Source organism: Winogradskyella vidalii (assembly GCF_013403955.1).
GTDB classification, from domain to species: Bacteria; Bacteroidota; Bacteroidia; order Flavobacteriales; family Flavobacteriaceae; genus Winogradskyella; species Winogradskyella vidalii.
Genome location: NZ_JABFDG010000001.1, coordinates 1,273,271 through 1,295,075, shown reverse-complemented (window position 1 = coordinate 1,295,075; position 21,805 = coordinate 1,273,271). Strand labels below are relative to the sequence as shown.

Genomic DNA, 21,805 nt, shown 5'->3' with positions numbered 1-21,805 from the left:
AAGTACGAAAAAAGCCACGACTCAATCCTTTGTTAATACACAAAAAATCATTCAGCTTTAGTTAGGCTATTCTTTAGTAAAAAGCTTAAAAAGCAACATTAATTTTTAAAAATTAATTCTACATTTATTCCACTGAATTAATTAAAAATAAGATTTTATAATAGAGAACACTTACTTTTGTTTTTAATATGGATTCACTTACACAAATCGTTTTAGGCGCAGCCGTTGGCGAAGCTGTTTTAGGAAAAAAAGTAGGCAACAAAGCTATATTATATGGTGCTATTGCAGGTACCATTCCTGATTTAGATATTTTTGCATCTTATTTTACAGATACTGTTTCGGCTTTAGCAATTCATCGTGGGTTTACACACTCTATTATCTTTTCTGTGCTTTTTGCTCCAATTTTTGGTTGGATTGTATCGCGATATGAATCCTATAAAGATTTTAAAGGTTGGGCATGGCTCTTCTTTTGGGCATTAATTACGCATCCTATTTTAGATGCACACACAACTTGGGGAACACAACTCTTTTGGCCATTAGATTTAAGATTAGCTTTTAAGACCATTTTTGTAATCGATCCATTTTACACCTTACCTTTTCTAGTGTTTTTAATTTTAACCATGTTTCAGAAACGGACATCTAAAAAAAGACGCCTTTACAATGGAATAGGACTTACTGTGAGTACCGCCTATTTAGCATTAACCTTTATTCTAAAAGATGTAGCGACAACTCGTTTTGAAGATGCCTTACTAACACAAGATATAGTTTACCGGCAATTAGACACAAGACCTTCTCCACTTAATACGATTTTGTGGAATGCCAATGTAGATACTGAAGACAATTACTTATTAGGAACCTATTCTTTCTTAGACACGCAACCAATAACATTTGAAACCTATCCCAAAAACCATAATTTGTTAGGTGACCTCGCAAAGAATGAAAAAGTAAAACGTATGATTGCTATTTCTGAAGGCTGGTTTACGATTACTAAAATAGACGGGAAATTATATTATAACGACTTGCGTTTTGGCTTGATGAATTTAGAACCCGATTCACAAGATTTTGTGTTTAAGTACTTAATTGATGTGGATAATTCTGGTCAAGTTCAGTTTATTGAACAAGAAAAAACACAACGTGATGGTAAAAAACTAATGGGGGAACTTTGGAAACGATTAAAAGGCAATTAATTATAATTATTTCCCTCTTAACCACTTAAATTCATTGGTTCTTATTACGTAGCCAAGCCTGATCATGCTTTGTGACTGTTCGTAATTGAGTAAGCCTTCTGCCTGGCCAACAAACCACTCTAGCATTAAATATTGATTAGAGATATTATTGTCAAACGGATTAAAATAAACACGTGTTCTTACAGAGCCTTTAAAATCTAGATTCAAGCCTTTTCTAATTCTAAAGTCGACAAAAAATTTATCTGGCTTAAAAATATGTGAAAGGTTAATTTGCCCTACGCCCGTATATTCTAATAAATCTGGGTTACCTTCTTTATACGCAAATGGCATCCACACTTTAAATCTTCCGATGGTGTTTTTAGAAACATTAGTGGCATATTCTAAACTCAATCGATTCCAACTACGAGAAAAAATACTGTCCCTACCATTAGATTCGTGTTCAAAAGAAAGTGTTGCAACACCTTTTAATCGTTCCTCTTTATCAAAAAAAGCTTTTCCTATGGCTATTGAAGGATTAAAATTGATATCACTAAAAGGAAATGATTCCTTGTAAATATTCCAAAATGACTTTTGGGTATACGTCATAAACAAATATGTATCCCAAGGCAATCGACTTCTAGTGAGAATTTGCTTAAAACTAATTTGATACTTGGCATTGGCCGTATTTTTATTAATAGCAGTGTTAGTTGGTACACCTGTAATAAAATAATTATCCTTATGGATTGAAAAATAAGGAGAATTGGCAATAGAATCACTTAATTCTTGTTTGGTGTAATCTTGCGAATTTCCATCAAGAAACATAAACATGATTATTATAAAGCTAAATAATTTGAATAAGGGGTTGACGAGCAAAGATTGGTTCATATAATAATTTTTAAATCTAAAACAGTTGAAAATAGGCCTACAAATTTATGATTCAAAACAGGTAAAGCTTAACCCTAATACAATGGAATGTAACTTAAACAAGAAAACCAAGATTGGAATCGGCCATTATATTTAACACTAAGCAAATGAGTTAAAACTATTACAGATACAGCTACCTATGTAATTAATCAGGCAACTATCTTTAAAATTCCTACCAAGACTAATTTATAATACTAAATAGGCACAAAAAAGCAAAAGGTAATCAATTAGAGTTTTTTATCTCAGTTAAACGCTATACACAATATCAATTATGGAACTCCCTATTATACTCGTTTTCATCATTATTGGTGTCAGCATATTACTCTTTATTACTGAGTTATTTCCTGTAGATAAGATTTCATTTTTTATCATCGTTGCTTTGGTATTATTGCAACTAACAACTCCAGAAGAAGCGGTTAGCGGATTTGCAAACCCAGCGACAATAACGGTCTTAGCTTTAATGATTTTAGCCGTTGGACTTGAAGAGAATGGCGTCATTCAATTGCTTTCAGATGGTATAAAAAAACTACGGATTTTACCCCTAATTTTAATGACACCTGCATTTATGATTATTTCTGCAAGCATCTCTGCTTTTATAAGTACGACCGCAGTAGTGATTATTTTTATCAAAATAGTCAATCAATTATCTGAAAAATACGGATTCTCCTCATCTCGATTATTAATGCCCATTTCATTTGCTGGCATATTAGGTGGCAGCTGCACCTTAATGGGAACCTCAACTAATTTAATTGTAAATGCCATTGCCAAAGAACAAGGTGTAGAAGCCTTTAGTTTTTTTGAATTTTCATGGTACGGCATCATTTTCTTTGCGGTAGGCTTAGTGATAATGACCATTGCGACTCGTTTTTTACCGAAAAAAAAGACTCATAATTTATCTAAAGATTACAACATTGACTCCTATGTTTTTACGGTCAAAGTCACCAAAGAATCACCTTTAATCAATAAACAGCTTGGAGCTGTAGATTTTTTTAAAAATGATGAAGCCAAAATATTAAAACTCATTAGAAATCACCAAATCATTAATGCCCCTGGAAAATACATAAAACTCATGGCTAATGATAATTTAGTACTGATGAGTAATCTAGAAAATTTTCAATCCTTTATGAAAACAAATGGCTTTGTGGTCAATGAAGAACGCCAAAAAAAAGAAATTGAAGCAAATAGAGAGCCAAGTACAGAGTACGATATGACCTATGTTGAAACGCTTATTCTTCCTGGGTCTAACCTCATTGGAAAAACACTTAGAAATTTACGTAGCTCATCATTTCAGGGCGCTTACCCTATTGCTATAAAAAAACGAAGAAATATAAGAAATACAGAAGAGCGCTTACGGCGAAAAAACATTAAGGATATCAATTTGAAACCTGGTGATCGTGTATTATTAGAAATGCAAGAACACAAAATTTCAGACCTATATCAAATTAAAAACATTGCTATCCTAAACGAACACGAGTTTAAACCCCATGTGCCAAAATCTAAACGAATAATGGCGCTTGTAATTTTATTAAGCGTAATTGGTTTAGCAGCGACGAGTTATTTAAGTATTTTAACAGCGTCTCTTGTTGGGGTTTCTGCCATGTTATTAACCAATATCATTCAGTTAGAAAGCGTCTATCAAAAAGTTAACTGGCAAATTATTTTTTTACTAGCTGGCATGATTCCCTTAGGTATTGCCATGACCAATAGTGGAGCCGATTTATGGCTATCTAAGCAGTTATTAATCCTAATGAACAATCAGACTCCCACAGTTGTTTTAGGACTGCTTTTTGGAATTACCATACTGTTATCTGGTGTAATTTCTAATAATGCAACCGCTATAATCATGGCTCCCATTGCTATAGCCGTTGCTAGTGGTTTAGACTTAGATATAAAGCCATTTTTGTTAGCGGTGATGTTTGGCTCTAACTTTAGTTTTTTTACACCCGTTGGGTACCAAACCAATACCCTAATTTATGGTACTGGCGCTTATAAATTTAAACATTTTTTGATAATAGGTGGCGTACTTTCCTTAACCCTTTGGCTTGTGGGCACCTTAGTTTTATCAACAGGACTTTAATTTAAGCTTGGGATTTAGCGGCCTTTAAATCTTCCAATTTTATATTACCATTAGCAATCTCACGTCGCAGTTGCTTAATGGTAAGTGTACTGCCGTCATGACTCCAACCTGGAGGGCCAAAAATGTACATAAACTTGTGATACCAGTTTTTAGTTTTTTTCATATCATCCCAAATATTCTTGTATTCGTGAGTAAGAATAACAAAAATATTATACGAATTTGGAGGTGTAGAAACCCCATATTTAATATCTATAGATTCATCTAATTCTTTCCAAGTGCCAAAAACGCGGTCAAATATATTCAAAATGCCACCATGGTTTTTATCCATATATTCAATATTCTGTGCGTGATGAACCTGATGCATGGTATGCGTATTTAGAAATTTTTCTATAAAGCCCATTTTTTTTACATACTGTGTATGCAACTGAAATTGCCATAAGGATTCAATTCCTAAGCAAACAATTAGCATTTCTGGCGGAAACCCTATCGCAACAATCCACATGTAGAAAAATGGTTTGTAAAAAAGTGTAAACCAACCGTTACGCACTGCAGTTCCTAAATTAAAATTTTCAGAAGAATGATGTACAATATGAGCAGCCCAGAAAAAGCGAACCATGTGATTTTGTCTATGAAACCAATAATATGCAAAATCATCTAAGAGCATACATATGATCCAAATATACCAAACATAACCAAAAGACTCCCACCCCATAATATTGGTACGCACACCATCTACCATTGGATTAAAAATCTCATAAACAAAATTAAAAATAACGACAAGCGAAATTGTTTTTAATAGTGCACCAAGAACTGCTGAACCAACACCTAGCGATAAACTAGACCTTAAATCCTTCCATTTATATAATTTTTTATTATCAAAGGTTTTACTGTATGAAAGCTCTAGAGCTATAAGCCCTATAAAGCAAGGAGCTCCGTAAACCAGAGGATTTGTGATATCCATTTATTATTTTTTTATAAAAATTGGTGATAAATAATTATAGGCCTTTTTTGAAGAATAGTTTTGTAAAAATATTCCTCATTAATAGGTCTCTAAAATCATTAATAACTAATCAAAATTTCTTGAAATTGACTTTAGGCGCTGAATATACAGCAACACTAATAGATATCCGAATTTTCACTCCAAGTTTTAATAAATTTTATGAATAACATCAAATTATCATCATTATTCTAAGAAGCAAACTCATAAAAGTCTTTTTTTTTGTTATTGACATTAACTTTTTTATATGAGGAAAAAACGTTGAAATTGTAGCTATAATATTACATGATTTTTAAAATTCATAAAATAAATACGATATTACCCCTATTGTTTATAGTATTAACCCCAGGCCTTATATTCATGTTAAAAAAAATATAATTGACTTAGAATTCATAGCCTTCAACCAAAGTATCATTATCTTAGATTTCACTAAATCCAAGACCAATGAAAAAGAAATACCCAGTATCAAGACGTGATTTTATTAGACTAACTGGTACAGCTACTGCAGGCTTGGCCGTTTTACCTTTATTAGGCTCTTTTGCAGATAAAGCACCTGCACCAATGATGAGACCTTTTGGTCGTTTAAAAAATAAAGTAACAACTTTGGGACTTGGAGGTCAAGCATCTATTCAATGGACAGCAGATGATGTAGACCCTGTTTCTATTATTACCAAAGCATTTGACTTGGGCATCAATTATTTTGACACCTCCAATGTTTATGATTTAAGCCAATTACACTATCACTCGGCATTTGAAAAAATGAATTTAATTCCAGGGCAACCGAATTATGATAAAAAGCTAAGAGAATCCATTACCATTACAAGTAAAACATTGATGCGATGGGGAAGACCAGGCTGGGAAGAAAAGGAGAATGTGAGAAACAAATCTAATGGTGAAGATGTGCAAACTGCTGCAGATGACATTAGAAGGACTATGACGCAACTTTTTGGTGATGGAAAAGGCTATTATCCAGAGGGTTCATATGTAGATATCGTTATGGTTCATGCTTTACAAGCTATTGAAGAGAACGACATATTATATAAAGGTATTGAAACCCCTATTAAACCCGATGAAAATTTTGGCGCCTTAGTGGTGTTAAAAGATTTTAGAGATGGGACCAATTTTACAGGAACAAATCCTAAAAACGAAAAATTAATAAACCATATTGGCTTTTCAGGACATAATAATCCTGAAGCTATGATTGATTTTATGCAACGTGACAAATATGGATTATTAGATGCTTTATTAGTATCTATTAACTCTAATGACCATTTGTATTTCAACATGAAACACAATGTGATTCCATTAGCTAAAGCTAAAGGTATTGGTGTTATTGGGATGAAAGTTTTTGGAGCAGGAACCATGTATAAAGAAGTCCCTGGATTCTCTAGAGAACCTAATCAAATTTACCGTAAAGTAGGTTCTGCCGAATTACCTAGTCATGAACTTATAGAATACGTATTAACCACACCTGGTGTAGATACTTTAATTATAGGAATTGGTCATATAGACGAAGACCCGCTTAAATGTCAGTTAACTCAAAATTATTACGCCTCTCAAGTGAAACCAGATGCTATGTCTGAAGAAAAAAGACTTGAGATTGAAGCTAAAACAGCAAAGGCAGCAGGCGAACGCACCAATTTCTTTCAGCTTGATAAAATAGATTTAACAGGACCTAGAGATCTTAAGCAAGAAACCATAAATGGCATCACTAAAGTCACATGGCAAACTGCTTATGCTGCTGAAAACCCTATTTCGCATTACGAAATAATGTTAGAAAATAGAATGATTGGTAAGGTAGATCACAAACCTCAAACTCTTAAGGATGAACCTTTTGCTTTTGAAACTAAAACACCTGGAAATCTTAAGGTGTATACTGTAGATAAAGCAGGTCATAAAGCCTAATTTAACGCCTCAATTAAAATTTAATACATGTCAAAATTAGCATTGCTAAAACAATGGTTTAAAGACCATAAAGGAACCGTTACCGCTTTTTCTGGTGGTGTAGATTCCTCTTTGGTGTTATATGTTTCAAAATTAGTACTTGGCGATGCTGCTATTGGATTAATTTCTAACTCTGAAAGTTTAAAAGCTAAGGATTTTAAAATAGCAACAGATTTTTGTAAAGCACACGACATTAATTTACATGTGATTAAAACCGACGAGTTAAGTGACCCCAATTACACGGCTAATCCGGCAAATCGGTGTTTCTTTTGTAAAACGCATTTGTATGAAGCAATGGTAGACATTATAAAGGAAGAATATCCAGATTATACGATTCTGAATGGCACCAATCTCGACGATTTGGGCGATTACAGACCAGGCTTAGATGCCGCTAAAAATCACCAGATTCGTTCGCCTTTGGCTGAACTTGAAATTAATAAAGAAGAAGTGATTGCTATGGCAGATGCTTTAGGCTTAGAAACGGCATTTAAGCCACCAAGCCCTTGCTTAAGTTCAAGAATTCCATACGGAACTGCCGTCAACAACGAGCGCTTAAAACAAATTGAACATGCAGAATATGTTTTAAATCGTTATGGTTTTACCAATGTAAGGGTACGCTATAAAGGTGAAGAAGCCTCTATCGAAGTTCCAATAACAGAACTCGACGCTTTACAAAGCAAATTCAATGATATTAACAATGAAATTAAAGCACTAGGCTTCTCTAAAGTAACTATAGATGAAGAAGGTTTTGTTTCTGGAAAATTAAACCGTGTATTAAATGGATAAATCATTTATTATTGATGAAGACAGAAAACGCCGCTTAGGATTTGATGAAGTCATTTTTGGGGCCTCAAAAAGCGTTGCCTTACTTACCGAAATATTAAATGAATATACCGAAAAGAAAAGCAATGTTTTAATCACCAAACTTCAAGCAGATAAAGCGGAAATTTTGTTAGGCATATTTACAACAGCATTCTACGATAAGGAATCTGAAGTTTTTATGCTTTCTCGCGTTAAAAATTCGGAAGATACATCTGCCAATATAGGCATCATTTCTGCCGGAAGTTCTGATATTGGTGTGGCCAACGAAGCGCACTATACCTTAGAATATATGGGCGTAAAATCTCATGTCATTCACGATGTTGGTGTTGCCGGATTACATCGCTTATTAAACCAATTAGAATTTATAAAAACCTTTAATATTTTAATTGTTGTCGCCGGATTTGAAGGTGCTTTACCTACCGTTATTGGTGGTCTTCTACCCCAACCTATTATTGCCGTACCCACATCCGTAGGTTATGGCACTGCTAAAGATGGCGTAACTGCTTTACACGCCATGCTAACAAGTTGTGCCAATGGCATTACAGTCGTAAATATTGATAATGGTTATGGCGCAGCCATGAGTGCGTTTAGAATGCTTAAATTATTAGAAAAAAAATGAATACCATATATATAGAAGCTTTTTCAGGACTTTCAGGAAATATGTTCCTAAGTGCGTTTAGTGAATTACTCGATGATTACGAGCAACTCTTAGATTTACCTAAAAAGCTACATTTACCAGATGGTAAAATTGAAATTCAGGAAGCCGATAAAAATGGCATCACCTGTAAATATGTAGAGGTGGTAGATTTAAATCTTGAAGCGAACTCAGAATCGCATCACGACCACGACCATTCACATTCGCATGATCACTCTCATGACCACAATCATAGTCATTCGCATAGCCATGATGACCATTCACACGAGCATCATCACCATCATGCTGCCCACCGTCATTTGAGTGATATTCAAAAAATTATAGACCATGCGCATATCAGCGATAATGCAAAAAGAATAGCTCATGAGATATTTCTTATGATTGGAAAGGCAGAGTCAAAAATTCATAATATGCCATTAGAAACCATTCATTTTCACGAAATCAGTGGTGTTGATTCTATTATAGATATTGTCGGAAATGCAGTACTTATTGACAAACTAAACCTATCAAAAGTGTACTGTACACCAATTTGCACAGGCTTTGGTATCGTAAAAACCCAACATGGCATGTTACCTGTTCCGGCACCTGCGACGGCAGAATTACTTCAAGGCATGCCTATTTATCCAGGTAATGAAGAAGGCGAAAAAATAACACCAACAGGTGCAGCTATCTTAAGATATCTTAATCCCGATTTTAAAAGTAAAGCCTACACGCCAATAAAAACAGCTTACGGACCTGGTAAAAAAGATTTTCATAATGCTAACGTGGTGCGAATTTCTTTAATTGAAAATGAAGCAGAGAAAGACACTTATCTTCAATTAGAAGCTTCTATTGACGACATGTCTCCTGAATATTTAGGAACAGACTTTCAAGATGGGTTATTAACTTCCGGTGCTGTAGATTTTAGTATCACACAGCAATTAATGAAAAAGGGAAGGTTCGCATTTCTATTAGCCGTTATTCTTCCTACATCAGAATTAAAAAACGTCTCTAACTACCTCTTTGACAGTACGAGCACTATAGGCGTAAGATACTACCCTATTAATCGTATTGAACTTCCAAGACTACAGAAGAAAAAACAGACGGCATTAGGAGAAATTGAAGTTAAAGAGACTATAACACCAACAAATACGATAAAAATTAAACCCGAATTTGATGATATACAACGACTGGCAAGAGAAAACGATCAATCATCATATCAGGTTATAAGCAAACTCAATAATACTAATCTTAAAAATTCTTAAACTATGAAAAAATCATTTTCAATTTTACTTTTCGTGATAAGTTCACAAATTTTATTAGCACACCCTGGCGCCGATCATACACATGATACATTTATGGGCGAATGGGCTTGGTTACTTGTTCCTGCAGTAGCATTAGTAGCATTTCTTATATGGAAATTTAACAGCAAATCAGAATCTAAAAAAAGCGAAAACTAATTTTTTACTTTTTACAACTAACGATTATTTATAAAGACTAAAAAAAGCCCTTGCTTGAAACCTATGGGCTTTTTTTTTATTCTTTTTTTGTGTCAAAAAAAAATGTAGCAGCGCTTACGGTTAAAAAAATGACTTCTAATTAAGTGTAAATAAACGTTTTAATTTACATTAATTCATTCTTGAAAATTCTTTAAAATACGCTTTAAAAAGTTAAGGTTATTTTATGAAATAGTTATATCTTTGACCCCGCTTATAACCACTGCGAGAGTAGCTCAGTTGGTAGAGCGTCAGCCTTCCAAGCTGAATGTCGCCGGTTCGAACCCGGTCTCTCGCTCAAAAAGACTTCAATTTTTTATGAAGTCTTTTTTTAGCCTAAATCATTAATCAATTAATGATTTTTGAAATATTGAATTAAAGTTTTTGGGGAGATACTCAAGCGGCCAACGAGGGCAGACTGTAAATCTGCTGACTACGTCTTCGCAGGTTCGAATCCTGCTCTCCCCACTATATTTACCAATCGTTTATTTTAGTCGACCCGACTTTATCTATTTTCAATAAAATTTTAATCAAGTAGGTGCTAAAAACTAAAATATAGCCAAGCGGTTTTTACAGTATAGAAACACCATTAATTAAAGGCATTTAATTATAAAACGCGAGAGTAGCTCAGTTGGTAGAGCGTCAGCCTTCCAAGCTGAATGTCGCCGGTTCGAACCCGGTCTCTCGCTCTAAAGACTTCATAACTTTATGAGGTCTTTTTTTTGCTCTAAGCACAACACGCTGTTTAACACCAATTAGTACTTTGTATAAACAGCGCCCCTTTATTTTTAAAGGCGTTGTACCATATTTATATAAGCAACATCTAATAACTTGTATACTTCCTAATCTTGAATATTTCTTCAGAATTAAACGTCACCGTATGCTCTGGTATAAAGTCCCAAACCTCTTGGCCTGACTCTGTGACTTCTATAAAACGGGCTTCGACACCTGAACAGATAATAGTATTTCCATTATCTAATCGAGAAACCCCTGAAATATGGTTGGAATAAAAATCATTAGAGTAACTCCATGCAATTTCATCGGATCTAGAAAGCTCTAAAACCTCTGATGCATTAGGTCCTGCATTATTATTAAAGACTAAGATATTTCCATTCTCTAAAAAGGTGGCATCATGCTGTCCTGACAAACTACCATTGGCAGTTAATGATGCCGTTATCGTTTTACTTTCTTTATTGATGATATAAAGGCTTTTCTGACTTCTAGAGCTCACAAGAATCTCACCGTCTTTATAATCTACGGCATTAAAATGCAGAAAGTCTTTTTGGCTAGTAGCGTTAGGTGTGAGTTCTCCATCATCAATCGCACTCCAAGACCAAATGACCTCATTACTCGTTTTATCAATCCACAGAATGTTTTCATTCCAATAAATATTACCATTATAATTTACAAGCTCCCAAGACAATGCTACAATGCTTTGCGCATCAATTTCTTTAAAATCATGATGAAAGGTTGCCTCACTGTCTTCTTTCCGAATTGACCAAACCACGTCACTATCACTATTCAACTCTTCAATGAGACCTCCTACAGCACCACCTCCAGAGAAAACTCCTGTATTTGCTTCAGGCGTGGCACCTAATCGTAAGAGGTTATTAGTTTTTGAGAGATAAGCCGCTCCAGAGGTTCTGTTACTAGAGGTCCAAGTTTTAACATCGTTCCCTAGCGTATCTATAAGATGAATAGTAGTATCTCCCATAAAGGCATACAGCACATAGCCATCGCTAGGCGCAGTTACCAATTCTTCTACGGTATCCATATCAGAATCACAGGTAAAAAACAAAGCGCAACTGGTTAAAATGATTAATTTATTTAAATAATTCATAGTCTTGAAAAAATTCATGTTATACCATAATTTAACTTATAAAACCACCTTCATTTTTAATCTGCGTTTCTTACACATCTGATAAAATTATAGACGTAACGCACATCACCTTGTGGCCCAAAACTATCAGGAAAGTCTGCTGCATCCCCCGATTTAGGGTCGTTACGTTGCGCACCTGCACCATGAACATCTAGTAATTGCCCATTCATGATACCTTGGGCTTTTCCGAAGCAAAAATAAACCGCATCGGTGTATGGTGTTGGTCCATCTTGTAAAGGCGAACTGGACCAATAATAACCATACTGACCAGAATTACCATTGGTGTCTACAATTGCTGTACATGAAAACAAAGGGTCTATCGCAGGTGAATTTGTGGTTGAAGGACTGCGCATATAATCCACAATACTTTGTAATTCTTTGGCATTAGGCATTCTCCAATCGCTATGTCCAGCAAGTGTTAAATCTTCCGCATATTCCAAAGCGCTCCCCCAATCATAAGTAGCGCCATTATCTGCTTGTTGCCACATTAACCCAGTTGCAAGATCCGTTATAGTACCGTCACCATTCGCTATAAAATTGTTCTCACCATATGCTGTATTCCCTCTCACCATACGGAAATACATGGTATTTGGAGCGCCTGTAGCTGCTTTGTATTTAGGATAGCCCTTTAATCTACCGTCAACAAAATTATAACCAAAAATAGCTTCTTCCCCATTCATAATCTGACCGACATAATGCGTTTTAGACCATGTTTGCCCATCAATTTCACGTTCCCCTATAGATTCATCTCCAATTGGTTGCTCAAAATAATCAGTGTTGATAAACATATCTACCGCTTCATCTCCAAAACAACGTCCGGTAAAATTTGCTAAGGAATACAATTCTTTAATAGTTGGTATTCGCCAATCATTGTAGCCTCCTAAATTTAAAGATGCTACGGTCAGTTCGGCGTCAGCATAAGACATTTTAACGCCCATATCTTGTTGCCACATGAGACCTGTAACGTTATCGGTTACCGTACCATCATCATTATCTGTGTATGAAGGTTGGTTACCATTGTAGCTGGCATCTTGACCATAAAAAGATTCGCCCACGGCGGGTTCTGCAATAATATTGGTATCACTATAAAAATCTGACACCCCCGTATCTACAATCGCATAGGTATGATCTGTAGGTATTACAGAAATTTGATTTTCTTCCCCATTATTATCTTCACTACTACAAGAAAACATTGTTAATGCTAGCATGAAAACAGCTAAGCTTCTATTCTTAAAATTCATATTTATTTTGCGTTTAAATTCATATTTTTTCAAATTTATTATCGGATGATGGCCTCTCCAATAGATATCAACAGAAGGTCCAATATCATCAACCAAAAGTTATTCAGTTATATCTCTTACAGCGCGCACATAGTTATATACGTAACGCACATCGCCTTGCGGACCGAAAAATTCAGGATAACGATTGTAATTTCCACTTTTAGGATCACTTCTTTGGCATCCTGCACCATGCACATCCATTAACGTGTTATGCATCTTCCCCAAACCTTCTCCAAAAGCAATATACACGGCACTACCGTAGGGATTCTTTCCGTCTAAATGTGTGGTGCTCGTCCAAAAAAATGGATATTGTCCAGATTTCCCATTAGGATCTTTGATTTCTGAAGTCGAGAACAAGGGGTCTATAGCTGGAGAACTTGTAGTTTGCGGCGATCTAGAATAATCTACAATACTCTGTAATTCTTTAGCATTTGGCAACCTCCAATCCTTATGATTTGCTAATTCTAAATCTTCGGCATAGGCCAAAGCGTCTTCCCAATCGTGTCCTTCGCCGTCATCTGTTTTTTGCCACATTAATCCCGTTGCATAATCGCTGACTGTACCGTCGCCATTATCTATAAAATTATTTTTACCATAGTCTGTATTACCTCTAACTAAACGGAAATACATGGTATTATTGTTACCCGTTTTCTTTTTAACCACGGGATAGCCTTTTATACGACCATCTATAAAATTCACCCCAAAAACAGTTTTGTCATTTCGCATGGTACGTCCTACATATTCTGTTGCCGACCAGGTTTGTGCATCTATTTCGCGTTCGCCTTTTGAAGTATCTCCAAGCGGTTGATTAAAATAATCTGTATCGATAAACCTACTAATGGTATGCTGTCCTTTCACTTGACCTGTAAATTGAATTAAGGAATACAACTCTTTTATGGTTGGCACGCGCCAATCTGTATAACCGCCAAGTGTAGACTGTTCGGCTTTAATAAAAGCAGCTTCATAAGTCATTTTATCGCCCATATCTTGTTCCCAAACTAAGCCAGTAACCTGATCTGTTATAGTACCATCGTTATTATCCGTATACGAAGTTTGGTTTCCATCATAGGTAGCATCTTGTCCGTAAAAAGCATCGGATATTTTCGGTTCTGAAATGATATTAACATCACTATAAAAATCAGAAACATTGGTATCTACTATGGGGTAATTACTTTGGGCCGTTAGCATTTGAAAACAGAAACTAATAAGCCCCAGGCCAACAGTTATTCTTTTATTTATATTCATCTTAATCGTTTTTTAATCATTTACATACTACAAATGACCTTAAAATAGGAATGAAATAAAAGTACAATCAACAGAACTGCGGTTTTTATCAATGAAAACTCAGTTACAAAAATGATTGGAAAGAAAGGTCTTGAAGGCTTTTTGGTAAGTATCACTCACCACAATAGATCGTTTTTTGCTGTAAATAATCTGATTGCGTTCTACCGTTACAATATGATTGAGGTTCACAATAAAAGATCGATGAATACGCATAAAATTAGCTGAAGGCAGTACGTCTTCAATATTTTTTAGTCGGATTAAGGTTCTTACCGGCTCACTATGTATTAAATGAATACAGACATATTCTTTTTGAGATTCTAAATATTCAATATCATTAAAATTGATACGAATGTGTTTTTGCCCCGATTTAATAAATAGATAATCGCCCGTCTTTTTAAATTCAGTTTTAAGCAAGGCCATTTTTTTTATAACCGTTTCGGCTTTCGTCGCGGCTAACAAAAAATCGTCATACTCTATAGGCTTTAGTAAATAATCTAAGGCATTTACTTTATAGCCTTCAATAGCATAATCACTATAAGCTGTTGTAAAAATTATTTTGGGTGGATTCTCCAAAGATTTAGCAAGTTCCATACCGTTTAAATCAGGCATATTAATATCTAAAAAAACTAAATCGATTGAATTGGTTTCTAGATAGTCTTTTACCTTTTTTCCGCTCATAAATTGAGCTTCCAATTGTAAAAATGGTGTTTTTTCAATATAAGACAACATCTGTCTCAGTGCCAAAGGCTCATCATCTACAGCTATACATCGTATCATATCGGAATTTTTATAGTTGCCGTAAAGATATTATCTTTTTGGCCATGGGTAAACGTATAATTAGTTTGGTACAATAATTTAAGGCGTTTTTCGGTATTATTTATACCTATTCCATGTTGCTCGGCATGGTTATTTTGTTGGGGCACACTATTTTTAATTTGAAATTCTAACTCGGCATCCCGAAGCTCTAGCTTTATATACACAAACGATTCCTCTTCATAACTAATACCATATTTAAAAGCATTTTCTAATATATTCGTAAACAAGAGCGGTGGTATTGAAATATTAAGAATCTGTTCTGGCAATTCAAGTTTAATTTGCACATCGTCTGAATAGCGCAACTGCATGAGTTCTATGTAACTTTTAATAAAGGTAATCTCTTTCTGTAAAGTGGTTGGTTTGGCATCCGACTCATACAATAAATGCCGCATTAAAACTGAAAGCTTCGCTATAGAGCGTTGTGCTTCTTTAGAATCGAAATCTATTAAGGCATGAATATTGTTAAGCGTATTCATTAAAAAATGCGGGCTAATTTGATTCCGAAGAAAAGCTAATTCGTTTTTAATATTCTCCTTCTCTACTTCTGCATTTTTCTGAAGCGCTTGGGCATAATTTACCGAAAGTTTCATCCCCGTATCAAAACCTACCAATAAAATAGATAACAAAACAAGATTCACATATGGTGGTATGGCTGACAATGGTACTTTCTGTGTTTGAAGCTTTCTATTAGTTTTAGCTTTGTTGGCATCTGGAAAGCGAAGCGTACCACCTTGAATGGCTGTTGGTGTTTTTTCCGGATATAAATGGTCTCTAACAGAAATGGAACCAAAAACCGTTACTGAAATTAAAACCGCAACTGTAAGCAAGTATACCGGAAGTGTATTTTTAAATAAAACCTGAGGAATTAATATACCACGGTTAATTGCAAAGACTATAAGTAAAGGAATATAATCGCTCCAAACATTAAGTAGCACCACCCAATTAACCATCCCTTTATTAATCCACTGAAAAAACAAAGGTGCCATAAATAATAACAGCCAAAACGCGGTTATAAAAACCAACTCGAAAAATTTTGAATGTTGCTTATCTAAAAATTTCAGATTCATGCTTGCGTATTAATGAGCTTTAACTATCTCTACAAAAATGCAACTCCTAGCCTTAGGATTCAAAAATATTCAATAGAAACCTCCTATCCTTCAACAGAAATAAAATTACAAGCAACGGATAGCACGCTTAACGCGCTAATACTGGAAAACTCCTACTTTATTTACTTTACTCGTATCTAAAAGCCGCTTCACTATCTATTTCATCAAAATTTCGTTGGGACACTAATTTATGTTCTAAGGGCTCATAGAGTTCAGACTTCATATTACTTCCATTAAATTTAGACGTCCAATACACTAATTTCTTTAGATTAAGATTTCTAAAGTCTTCCGATACTTTTTCTGAAAATTCACATCCACTAATACTTAACACGTCAAGCTGTGTTAATGATGCTAATTCCACAGGTAAAACCACCTGTTTGAATTTATTTACTCCTAAAACACGTAATTTTTTTAGATTGGCAATCCAAGTCGGTATTTTTTCCTCTCTGTTATGTGCGCTAATAAAAAGTGTTTCTAAATTTAAGTCAGAAATCGATTCTGGGTATGTGCTTCCCTTTTCATCTAAACCTTCTAACCAAAGATGTTTTAGAGAACTCCAATGCGATATCACTTCAATACTTTCATCGTTAATATGATCACAATGTATTAGTTTTACCGCTTCTATAGTTTCTACTTTAAGCTTGTCTATGGTTTTAAGCGCGACACTCTGCATTCTTAATTTTTTAAGCTGAGGCAAATTTACAGCAGGAAAAGCATCAAAACCTTTAGCTTCAAATATTCCTAAAAACTCAAGGTTTGGTGTCTGACTTAATAAACGTTCTAGAGCTTCGGTAGTTCCGTTATAATCATCAATTCTTAATACTTTTAAATTGGTGTGTTTAAAAGCAGTTAATGCATTGTTACGTTCTGGATTGGCTTTTTTAAATGTGATGGTAAGCTCTTTTAAATTTTCGAAGTTTTTAAGTAAGCTATTTAACTGACTCACATCACTGGTAAAATCAAACGATTCAATTTTTTCTGGATGTCTAAAGTTTTCAAAATCTAACACATTATTGACATCATTATTTCTATGTCCAAGATTAAATTTAGCCGCACTAATTACTGCATAAAATTCCTGTAAATTAAGAATTGGTGTGGCTTTAATTTCCAGATTAAACACATCAAAAGGTTCTGTTCCTGCTTTTATGCCTTTAATTTCAGAAATAGTTAAATTAGTAATATGCTTAGGTAAATGACCGGTGTCTACAACTAAAGCACTCGCATTTTTAATCGTCAGGTTATCTAACTGCGTTATTTTTGAAAATACTGAAGGAAAAATTCTAACAGCTAATTTTATATCTTTAGTATGCCACTCTTTAAATCTGTATAATTCTACATTTTTAAGTTTTGTACATTGCTCAATCCCTTCAAAAAGCCAATCTAGTTTATGTTCTAGTTTGTAATGAAGCGTAGTTAAATTCTTAAATACAGCTAATGATGTTTTATGAGGGATTTCTGGTGCTTCACAATCTACTGTTATCGTCTTTAAATTAGGGAAAAACGACGCGTTATCTAACACAAAGTTCAGAAGTTTAGCCGAATCTATTTCTATAGATTCTCGCAGACTAATTTCCGTCATTGGTGAAATATTAGTTTCGCTATATGTAATTTTTGTTTCTAATTTAGGTCTAGGCGTTTCTTCAAAACATCTAGACGCATCGCCAAAAAATAAGGTAGATGATATGGAATCTATCTTAGGTGCACTAAGTTTAAAATGTTCTAATTTTGGTAAATCTTCAAATCCGCTTGGTAAGTTATCTATGCTTTTAGATAAAACCTCAAACTCTTTTAGTTGCTTTAAATGGCTTACATCTTTAGGTAATGCTGTTAATTCATTTAAGTAAAACAATTCTATACGTTTTAAGGATCCAGGAAACACGACTTGAGATAGGTCTTGCACGCCTACATAACGTAGTTTGAACACTTTTAATTTAGTAAGTTTTGTAAGCCAATTAAAATCGGTTAGATTCATATTAGGAATAATTTTTCCAATCCAATAATCACCTTCAATACGTATTTTTTTTAAGGCTGTTAACTGAGACATTGTACTTGGAAACTTTTTTAAAGAAGGCGCAACAAGCTTTAGTTTTTTTAAATTTGATAAATTACCAAAATCCTCTGGTAGTTGTTCATAATCACCTTCTAGATCTATTTCTTCTAAAGACGTTAATTTTGATATCTCATTAAGAATACTATCATAGGTATTGCCTTCTCCTTTTAAATGGATTTCTAAACTTTTTACGCCATTAAATCGTCTTAATATATGTGGATGTTCTAACAAGCGATCTAAAAAATCTGTCGAAGAATGTAAAAACCATAGTTTTGTTCCTCCACCAATTAGGTTATGTAATTTAAGAAGGTCTAAGTCTTTAGATAGCAATCCATATTCTAAAATAGAAATCATTCTGGCTACACGCTTTCCTTTTTGTGTTATTCTTTTTCGACTTTTAAAAGCTAATTGCAAAGCTTCTGGGGCTTGTTTTTTTATGATGTTAGCACACTCTGTTCTATTTTTTTTATCTGAGGTTGCTTTTGCAATCACAAAAATTTCATAATAAAAATCCTCTGGAAAGTTTTTACACTTTTTAATGTCTTCATAATACTCATCCATTGTATAAAACTTGAAAACAGGTGTTTCTGCTGGTTTTGTCATAATAATCGTTAATTTTTAAAGTATAAATTTCTTTTGGAAACAGTTTTTTTAGATACAGTACGTTGTGCTTTAATTTCTTTAACAGTACAGATCATATTTTTCATATCTGTTATCAAAATCCTCTTTTAAGATTTTATTTTTAGCTAATGCGTAAAATTTAGAGGATTTCATATTGTTTCCATTAAATTTTGAATACCTGTAAATTAAATCTTCTAAATTCAAATTCTTAAATTTATCAGACACTTGTTCTGTAAAATCACAGCCTCTGATACTCATTATTTTTAATTGGGTTAATTCGGCTAATTCTTCCGGTAATGGACAATAATAAAACTGTTCTATTCCTAGAACTCGTAAGGATTTCATTCTGCCTATCCATTTTGGTATTTGTCTTTTAGTTAAAAATCCATCAATAAAAAAGGTGTCTAAATTTAAGTCTGCAATAGTCTCTGGGTAGGTTTCAAGATCTTTACTAATGTTCTGTAACCAAAGAAACTTAAGCGTTTTCCAATGCGATGCCGTAACCATAGCATCGTAACCAAAATTGTCACACGATAAAACTTTAAAAAGTTCTATGTTGGGCACTGTTAAGTTTTCTATAGACTGTATATCATCGCTATAAAATAATTTTAGCGTTTTTAGTTTATTTAAAGTAACCTTAGGAAGATTTACAAGGCCTATACAATCGTAAATTTCTAAAAACTCTAGATGAGGCGTATGCTCTAATAATAATTTAATAACACTAGTGTCACCATTAAAATTTTTAATAGTCAAGTTCTTTAAATTATGGTGTGTATAAGCGGTTAAACCGTTGTTTTGTTTGGCATTATCTTTATTAAAATCAATGGTTAGTGATTGTAAATTACAAAGTGCTTTTAATGCCTTATCTAAACCTTTTACATTACTATTAAATATAAAATCTTTAAAGCTTTCAGGGGCTTTAAAAGTATCAAAATCTAAAGTCTCATTTTTAACACTATTTACATCGTCTAACTCAATTTTTTTAGCACGTATTACTGAATAAAACTTTTGCAATGCGGTAATAGGTGTATCTGTTACTTTTATATGATTTACCTCAAAATTTTCAATACCCGGCTCAATGACTTTTATATCTGTAATGATAAGACTATCTGTCTTTATAGGTAAATAATCTGTATTTAAAACAAGTGCTTTTGCACTGTGCACTTTTAAGGTTTGCAAATGTTCTATTCTAGAAAATGACTGAGGAAAATTAGCAACATCAGCGTTCGTTATTTCAGCATCAGCTCCATTATATATACCATAAATAAAAACGTCTTCTAGCTTTTTACATTCGTGAATACCCTCTAAAACCCATTCTAAATGATGTGCTAACTTATACTTAAGGTTTTTAAGTTTTTTAAATGCAGAAAGCGTATGCGCACTTCTTCTTTGTGGTGCATCACAAGTAATTTCTATCTCTTTTAAATTAGGAAAAGACAAGGCATTACCTAATACAAAACTAAGAAGCTCTGGATTGGTAAAAACGATTCTTTTTAGCTTAGTTACAGGGGTTACTCCATAAGGCATAAACTCTGTATACAAACCTAGTAAACGTTTAATATTTGGTCCAAAAATAAAGGATGCAGGAACTTTTTTTAATTTAGATAAATGAATAACTTCTAAAACCTCTAAGGTTTTAAATTCACTAACAGATGCAGAAAAGTGTTCTAGCTCCCTCATACCACTTAGCCTTAATGTTTTTAGTTTTGGTAAGTGACCAAGTGTTTCTGGTAAAGCGGTTAGATTTTCTAACCTAAAAAGCTCTAATTTTTTTAAACTTGCCGGAAGCTCAACATCAGAGAGATCTTGTACCGCAAAAGAACCTATTTTTAAATGCTTTAAACTTGTCAATTCTTTAAGCCAAGTAAAGTTAACTATGTTAGGATTAGGCTCGTCATTACCAAAAGGAAAACTTCCTCTAAACTCCAACTTTTTAAGTGTTTTTAGTTTTGTTATTCCTACGGGAACCCATACCAAATTAGGTGCTGCTAGTATAAACTCTTTTAAGTTAACTAATCGTTCTAGTTCTTCTGGTATGTATTTATAATCAATGTCAAGTTCAAGTTTATCTAATGAAGTAAGTTGCGTTATGTTGTTTACAACGCTACTAAAACCTTCTTTCTGTCTAGAGGTGCTAATTGTTAATTCTTTAATACCATTAAACTGACTTAAAAGACGTGGTGTTTCTATGAAAAGTTCAATAACCTCTTTACTTCTATATTCAAGCGAAAGCGTTAAACGCTTACAAACAAGTGTGTATAGTTTAAAAAGGTCTAAGTCTTCTGAAAGTACACCGTATTCTAATATAGCAATCAGTTTTTTGTTAAAAGATTGAGAATCTTGTATTGTCGTTATTTTTTTTCGACTCTTAAAGGCGAGTTGTAAAGTTTCTGGTGCCTGTTTTTTTATGATATTGGCACATTCGGTTCTAATCTGCTTGTTTTTAGTAGATTTAGCAAGTACAAAAATCTCGTAATAAAAATCTTCAGGATAATTTTTACACCCTTTAATTTTTTCAAAAGATGCTTCATCTTCATAAAAGTTGAAACCAAGTTCGTGTTTAGCAAGTATCATAAGGCCGTTTAATTTTATGTTACAAACCTATTTTAAAAGCAGCTGTGTTTTGTCACTGTATTCTGTGATATTTAAAACGTAAAAAACGCCCTTTATAAAAATCACTAAATACCGTGAGTTTAAACAAACAGATTT

At 33.8% G+C, this 21,805-nt stretch carries 16 protein-coding genes and 3 tRNA genes; 10 read left to right on the top strand and 9 right to left on the bottom strand.

The annotated features are described in order from the left end of the window. The first annotated feature begins 188 nt into the window (after window positions 1-188). Complete coding sequence (locus HM982_RS05520; RefSeq protein ID WP_179352102.1) at window positions 189-1,187, top strand: metal-dependent hydrolase; 999 nt, start codon at window positions 189-191, stop codon at window positions 1,185-1,187. Window positions 1,188-1,193: 6 nt separating this feature from the next. Here HM982_RS05520 and HM982_RS05515 read toward each other — a convergent pair whose 3' ends face one another. Then, window positions 1,194-1,994, bottom strand: a complete 801-nt coding sequence (locus tag HM982_RS05515; protein WP_246296575.1) for a phospholipase A — start codon at window positions 1,992-1,994, stop codon at window positions 1,194-1,196. A gap of 367 nt (window positions 1,995-2,361) precedes the next feature. Between HM982_RS05515 and HM982_RS05510 the strand changes: the two genes are divergently transcribed. Then, complete coding sequence (locus HM982_RS05510) at window positions 2,362-4,167, top strand: SLC13 family permease (protein WP_179352100.1); 1,806 nt, start codon at window positions 2,362-2,364, stop codon at window positions 4,165-4,167. A 1-nt stretch (window position 4,168) separates the two neighbouring features. Here HM982_RS05510 and HM982_RS05505 read toward each other — a convergent pair whose 3' ends face one another. Next, window positions 4,169-5,128 carry a sterol desaturase family protein gene (locus HM982_RS05505; protein WP_179352099.1) on the bottom strand — a complete coding sequence of 320 codons (960 nt, stop codon included), beginning with the start codon at window positions 5,126-5,128 and terminating at the stop codon, window positions 4,169-4,171. A gap of 480 nt (window positions 5,129-5,608) precedes the next feature. On the opposite strand from HM982_RS05505, the gene HM982_RS05500 reads away from it, so the two are divergent. From HM982_RS05500 to HM982_RS05465, 8 genes are all read left to right on the top strand, one after another. Further along, the gene (locus tag HM982_RS05500; protein WP_179352384.1) at window positions 5,609-7,069 is read left to right on the top strand and encodes an aldo/keto reductase; all 1,461 of its coding nucleotides are present in this window, start codon (window positions 5,609-5,611) and stop codon (window positions 7,067-7,069) included. 27 nt (window positions 7,070-7,096) lie between these two features. Further along, window positions 7,097-7,894: an ATP-dependent sacrificial sulfur transferase LarE gene (larE, locus tag HM982_RS05495; RefSeq protein ID WP_179352098.1), complete on the top strand. Its 798-nt coding sequence runs from the start codon at window positions 7,097-7,099 to the stop codon at window positions 7,892-7,894. After that, the gene (larB, locus tag HM982_RS05490; RefSeq protein WP_179352097.1) at window positions 7,887-8,549 is read left to right on the top strand and encodes a nickel pincer cofactor biosynthesis protein LarB; all 663 of its coding nucleotides are present in this window, start codon (window positions 7,887-7,889) and stop codon (window positions 8,547-8,549) included. The genes larE and larB overlap by 8 nt, the downstream gene beginning before the upstream one ends. Further along, the gene (gene larC, locus HM982_RS05485; protein WP_179352096.1) at window positions 8,546-9,829 is read left to right on the top strand and encodes a nickel pincer cofactor biosynthesis protein LarC; all 1,284 of its coding nucleotides are present in this window, start codon (window positions 8,546-8,548) and stop codon (window positions 9,827-9,829) included. The genes larB and larC overlap by 4 nt, the downstream gene beginning before the upstream one ends. A gap of 3 nt (window positions 9,830-9,832) precedes the next feature. Further along, the gene (locus HM982_RS05480) at window positions 9,833-10,024 is read left to right on the top strand and encodes a hypothetical protein (protein WP_179352095.1); all 192 of its coding nucleotides are present in this window, start codon (window positions 9,833-9,835) and stop codon (window positions 10,022-10,024) included. Between the two features lie 261 nt (window positions 10,025-10,285). Beyond that, window positions 10,286-10,358, top strand: a tRNA-Gly gene (locus tag HM982_RS05475). Between the two features lie 88 nt (window positions 10,359-10,446). After that, window positions 10,447-10,528: transfer RNA gene (locus HM982_RS05470), tRNA-Tyr, on the top strand. Window positions 10,529-10,676: 148 nt separating this feature from the next. Beyond that, window positions 10,677-10,749 (top strand) — tRNA-Gly (locus HM982_RS05465). Between the two features lie 134 nt (window positions 10,750-10,883). Here HM982_RS05465 and HM982_RS05460 read toward each other — a convergent pair. From HM982_RS05460 to HM982_RS05430, 7 genes are all read right to left on the bottom strand, one after another. Next, window positions 10,884-11,900 carry an arylsulfotransferase family protein gene (locus tag HM982_RS05460; RefSeq protein WP_179352094.1) on the bottom strand — a complete coding sequence of 339 codons (1,017 nt, stop codon included), beginning with the start codon at window positions 11,898-11,900 and terminating at the stop codon, window positions 10,884-10,886. Between the two features lie 56 nt (window positions 11,901-11,956). Then, the gene (locus tag HM982_RS05455) at window positions 11,957-13,180 is read right to left on the bottom strand and encodes an Lcl C-terminal domain-containing protein (protein ID WP_218849764.1); all 1,224 of its coding nucleotides are present in this window, start codon (window positions 13,178-13,180) and stop codon (window positions 11,957-11,959) included. 99 nt (window positions 13,181-13,279) lie between these two features. Further along, window positions 13,280-14,464, bottom strand: coding sequence for an Lcl C-terminal domain-containing protein (locus tag HM982_RS05450; protein ID WP_179352093.1), 1,185 nt, complete (start codon window positions 14,462-14,464; stop codon window positions 13,280-13,282). A 99-nt stretch (window positions 14,465-14,563) separates the two neighbouring features. Then, a complete protein-coding gene (locus tag HM982_RS05445; RefSeq protein WP_179352092.1) occupies window positions 14,564-15,280 on the bottom strand; it encodes a LytR/AlgR family response regulator transcription factor in 717 nt (238 codons plus the stop codon). Beyond that, window positions 15,277-16,386, bottom strand: coding sequence for a sensor histidine kinase (locus HM982_RS05440; protein WP_179352091.1), 1,110 nt, complete (start codon window positions 16,384-16,386; stop codon window positions 15,277-15,279). The genes HM982_RS05445 and HM982_RS05440 overlap by 4 nt, the downstream gene beginning before the upstream one ends. Window positions 16,387-16,552: 166 nt before the next feature. Then, window positions 16,553-19,078 (bottom strand): leucine-rich repeat domain-containing protein, encoded by a 2,526-nt coding sequence (locus tag HM982_RS05435; RefSeq protein WP_179352090.1) that lies wholly within the window; start codon window positions 19,076-19,078, stop codon window positions 16,553-16,555. Between the two features lie 78 nt (window positions 19,079-19,156). Continuing rightward, entirely contained in the window at window positions 19,157-21,670 is a 2,514-nt protein-coding gene (locus HM982_RS05430; protein WP_179352089.1) for a leucine-rich repeat domain-containing protein, read from the bottom strand. Window positions 21,671-21,805: the final 135 nt, after the last annotated feature.

Coding starts and splice junctions, on each gene's coding strand:
- HM982_RS05520 (WP_179352102.1), top strand. CDS start 189: ATGGATTCACTTACACAAATCGTTTTAGGCGCAGCCGTTGGCGAAGCT.
- HM982_RS05515 (WP_246296575.1), bottom strand. CDS start 1,994: ATGTTTATGTTTCTTGATGGAAATTCGCAAGATTACACCAAACAAGAA.
- HM982_RS05510 (WP_179352100.1), top strand. CDS start 2,362: ATGGAACTCCCTATTATACTCGTTTTCATCATTATTGGTGTCAGCATA.
- HM982_RS05505 (WP_179352099.1), bottom strand. CDS start 5,128: ATGGATATCACAAATCCTCTGGTTTACGGAGCTCCTTGCTTTATAGGG.
- HM982_RS05500 (WP_179352384.1), top strand. CDS start 5,609: ATGAAAAAGAAATACCCAGTATCAAGACGTGATTTTATTAGACTAACT.
- larE (WP_179352098.1), top strand. CDS start 7,097: ATGTCAAAATTAGCATTGCTAAAACAATGGTTTAAAGACCATAAAGGA.
- larB (WP_179352097.1), top strand. CDS start 7,887: ATGGATAAATCATTTATTATTGATGAAGACAGAAAACGCCGCTTAGGA.
- larC (WP_179352096.1), top strand. CDS start 8,546: ATGAATACCATATATATAGAAGCTTTTTCAGGACTTTCAGGAAATATG.
- HM982_RS05480 (WP_179352095.1), top strand. CDS start 9,833: ATGAAAAAATCATTTTCAATTTTACTTTTCGTGATAAGTTCACAAATT.
- HM982_RS05460 (WP_179352094.1), bottom strand. CDS start 11,900: ATGAATTATTTAAATAAATTAATCATTTTAACCAGTTGCGCTTTGTTT.
- HM982_RS05455 (WP_218849764.1), bottom strand. CDS start 13,180: ATGAATTTTAAGAATAGAAGCTTAGCTGTTTTCATGCTAGCATTAACA.
- HM982_RS05450 (WP_179352093.1), bottom strand. CDS start 14,464: ATGAATATAAATAAAAGAATAACTGTTGGCCTGGGGCTTATTAGTTTC.
- HM982_RS05445 (WP_179352092.1), bottom strand. CDS start 15,280: ATGATACGATGTATAGCTGTAGATGATGAGCCTTTGGCACTGAGACAG.
- HM982_RS05440 (WP_179352091.1), bottom strand. CDS start 16,386: ATGAATCTGAAATTTTTAGATAAGCAACATTCAAAATTTTTCGAGTTG.
- HM982_RS05435 (WP_179352090.1), bottom strand. CDS start 19,078: ATGACAAAACCAGCAGAAACACCTGTTTTCAAGTTTTATACAATGGAT.
- HM982_RS05430 (WP_179352089.1), bottom strand. CDS start 21,670: ATGATACTTGCTAAACACGAACTTGGTTTCAACTTTTATGAAGATGAA.